Source organism: Kitasatospora sp. NPDC056531 (genome assembly GCF_042794375.1).
GTDB lineage: Bacteria > Actinomycetota > Actinomycetes > Streptomycetales > Streptomycetaceae > Kitasatospora.
On record NZ_JBHTTU010000093.1, the window covers coordinates 329 to 3,903 of the forward strand.

Sequence of the window (3,575 nt, forward strand, 5' to 3'; positions counted from 1 at the left end):
TGCTGCCGCTGCCGGTGGCGCTGCGGCTCGCGCTGCCCGGCTACGCCTTCGTCTCCTGGAACGGGCTGTTCGCGGACCCGGCGCGGCTCGACGAGCTGCTGATCGCCGTCGCGGTCAGCCTGGTGTGGGCCGTGGTGGCGACGGCGGCGGCCTATCGGCTGTTCGTGCGGCGGGACTTCACCAACGGGAGCGAGGACGGCACGGGGCGCCGCGCGCTCGCCTTCGGCGTGCTGCCGCTGGCCGGGCTGCTCGCGCTGACCTTCGGGGCGGTCGCGGTGGCCACGCCCTCGACGGGCTCGGGGATCTCGCAGGCGAAGGTGCAGCGGTCGGTCGCGACCGTGTTCGCGCACCTGTACCGGCTGCAGACCGAACAGCTGCACCGCCCCGCCGTCACGGAGGACCAGCTGCGGGTCACGGCGGCGTGCGACCGGAGTGACGGCCAGGTCGACCCCGAGGGGCCGGGAAACGACTGGCGCTGCGTCGTCACCTGGCACCTGCCAGGGACGGCCGCGCCGGGGACGGCGGTCTACCAACTCGACGTGGCCTCGGACGGGCGGCTGATGGCCGACGGCGACGGGCCCAAGGAAGTGAACGGCTACTTCCTGGTGCACACCCCGACCGGGGACGCGCCGAACCCGCTGTGGCAGTTCGACGGTCAGGTCGCGCTGTTCTCCTCCCCGACGAACTGAACGGCCGCAGCGGCCGACACACCCGATGAAATCAACGAACCCAACGAACCCAACGAAGGGCTGACGCCATGCAGGTAACGCGTCGTCGACGCGTCCAGAAGGACCACTTCGTCCTCCTCGGTCGGCGTGCGGGCCGCCGGGCCACTCTCGCCACGGCGTGCATCACGGCGGTGGCCGTGGCCACGGGCACGGCTTTCGCGACCACCCACCAGTTCGGCACCGACCGGGTCGGCCAGGTCACCGCCGACGGCCAGGTCATCTCCAGCGACCAGTACCTGGCCCCGTACGGGGATCGGCTGGTCATCGACAACGGCAAGATCATGGCGTCCCGGGTCAGCCCGGACGGCGGTCACCTGGCCGCTTCGGTCGCCGACGGTGACGCGTCGCTGGTCGTGGTGGACCTGAAGACCGGCAAGGTGCAGCAGCGCGTCGGCAAGGCCAAGGGCGACGACCTGCACCTGACCGACGGCTCGGTCGGCCAGGAGGCTCCGGTGTACTCGCCGGACGGCTCGCAGCTGTGGCTGGGGCAGCTCAACGGCTACACCAAGTTCACCGTGAACGCCGACGGCTCCCTGGCCAACCCGGTGACGGTGGCGATCCCGGCCGACGGGGACAAGCACGCGCTGGCGTCCGGAGCGGTGTTCTCCGCCGACGGCAAGACGGTGTACGCGGCGGTCAACGGGCAGAACCGGGTGGTCGCGATCAACGCGGCGACCGGCGCGATCGGGCAGAGCTGGACGGTCGGCAACGCGCCGCGCGGCATCGTGCAGGTCGGCCGGAAGCTGTACGTCGGCAACGAGGGCGGGCGCCCGGCCACCCCGGACGACGACACGATCAACTCCTACGGCACCCAGGTGGTGGCTGACCCGGACACCGGTGCCACCACCACGGGCACCGTCAGCGTGATCGACCTCGCGGACCCGTCCGCCGCCGTCGGCACCATCGAGGTCGGCCTGCACCCGACGTCGCTGTACGCCAAGAACGGGACACTGTTCGTCACCGACACGAACAGCGACGAGGTGTCGGTCATCGACACCGCCCACGACAAGGTGGTGCAGAGCATCTCCACCAAGCCGTGGCCGGAGGCCTCGGTGGGCTACGAGCCCACCGCCGTGACGCTCACCGACGACGGGCACCTGCTGGTCACCCTCGGCCGGGCCAACGCGGTGGCCGTCTACCGCTTCAGCGGTGCGCAGGAGCCGGTCAGCTACGTCGGCCTGCTGCCCACGGACTACTTCCCCGCCGAGATCACCACCGTCGGCTCGAAGGTGGTCGTCTCCAACACCCGTGGCATCGACGCGCGGCGGCCCAACAGCACCGGTGCGCACAACACCCACGACACCACGTCCAGCCTGACCCAGTTCACGCTGCCCGGAGACCGTGAGATCCGCTCCCAGACCGCCAAGGTCTTCCGGCAGAACGGCTGGACCAGCGGGTCGGTGCAGACCGCCGGCCGGCACAAGGCCGAGCCGGTGCCGGTGCCGACGCGGATCGGCGACCCGTCGACGATCAAGCACGTCTTCCTGATCGTCAAGGAGAACCGCACCTACGACCAGCTCTTCGGGGACCTGGCGAAGGGCAACGGCGACCCGAAGCTGGCCCAGTTCGGCGCGAACGTGACGCCCAACCAGCACGCACTGGCCGAGCAGTTCGGGCTCTACGACAACACCTACGACATCGGCACCAACTCCGCCGAGGGCCACAACTGGCTGATGCAGGCCGACAACCCGGAGTACACCGAGTCCTCGGCGGGCGAGTACGAGCGCAGCTACGACACCGAGGACGACGGCCTGGGCCACCAGCGCTCGGGTTTCCTGTGGACCGGCGCGCAGGCGGCGGGCCAGGACGTGCGGGACTTCGGGGAGTTCCACCAGTTCCTCACCAAGCCCGACGGCGCGAGCTGGCAGAACCTGTACTGCGACGCGAAGACCATGGACGCGAACGGGCAGGACACCGCCTACCCGCTCAACTCCTCGTCGCCGATCCCCTCGCTCAACGACGTGTCGGTGCCCGGCTTCCCCAAGTTCGACCTGGACGTGCCGGACCAGTACCGGTACCAGATCTGGAAGCAGGACTTCGAGCAGAACGGCCCGGCGAACCTCAACATGCTGTGGTTGTCCAGCGACCACACCGGCGGTCCGGCCAGCCCGGGCGCGCAGGTCGCCGACAACGACCTGGCGGTCGGCAAGATCGTCGACGAGATCTCGCACAGCGAGTACTGGAAGGACTCGGCCGTCTTCGTGGTCGAGGACGACTCCCAGGCCGGCCTCGACCACGTGGACGGCCACCGCGCCCCGATCCAGATCATCAGCCCCTGGGCGCAGCACGGGGCCGTCGACAGCCGCTACTACTCGCAGATCACGATGATCCGCACCATCGAGCAGATCCTCGGGATCCACCCGATGAACCAGAAGGACAGCGCGGCCACCCCGATGGCCACGGCCTTCACCGACAAGCCGGACTTCACGCCGTTCACCGCGGTGCCCAACCGGACCTCGCTGACCGACGGCCTCAAGACTCCGCCCGCGTGCGGCGTCGACGTGCCCGGGCAGCAGGACCGCAGCGCGGTCGCCGCCCCGGTGACGACCGTGCCGCCGGCGGCGGAGCGCGCCGTCGCGGACCAGTGGGACGCCTGGAAGTCCAAGCAGCGGCTGACCGGACCGAACGCCGCGCCGGACCGCGCGAACCCGGTGCAGATGAACCACCTGACCTGGTACCAGACCCACAACTGGACCACCCCGTACCCGGGTGAGAGCGAGATCCACGCACCGGAGGACGTGCCCGGCGCGTACCTGCCGTCCGCGGAGAGCGACGGCTGATCCCGGCTGATCCCCGCCGGGGAACCATGAGCGGGCCCCGGGCCGGCACCACGCCAGTCCGGGGGCC

Annotated in this window: 1 protein-coding gene and 1 pseudogene; both read left to right on the forward strand. The window is 70.5% G+C overall.

Annotated features, from left to right (window positions below):
- Nucleotides 1-689: pseudogene (locus tag ACFQ87_RS37895) on the forward strand (ABC transporter permease); the annotation flags it as partial.
- Nucleotides 690-757: 68 nt separating this feature from the next.
- Nucleotides 758-3,508, forward strand: coding sequence for an alkaline phosphatase family protein (locus tag ACFQ87_RS37900; protein ID WP_380615484.1), 2,751 nt, complete (start codon nucleotides 758-760; stop codon nucleotides 3,506-3,508).
- Nucleotides 3,509-3,575: the final 67 nt, after the last annotated feature.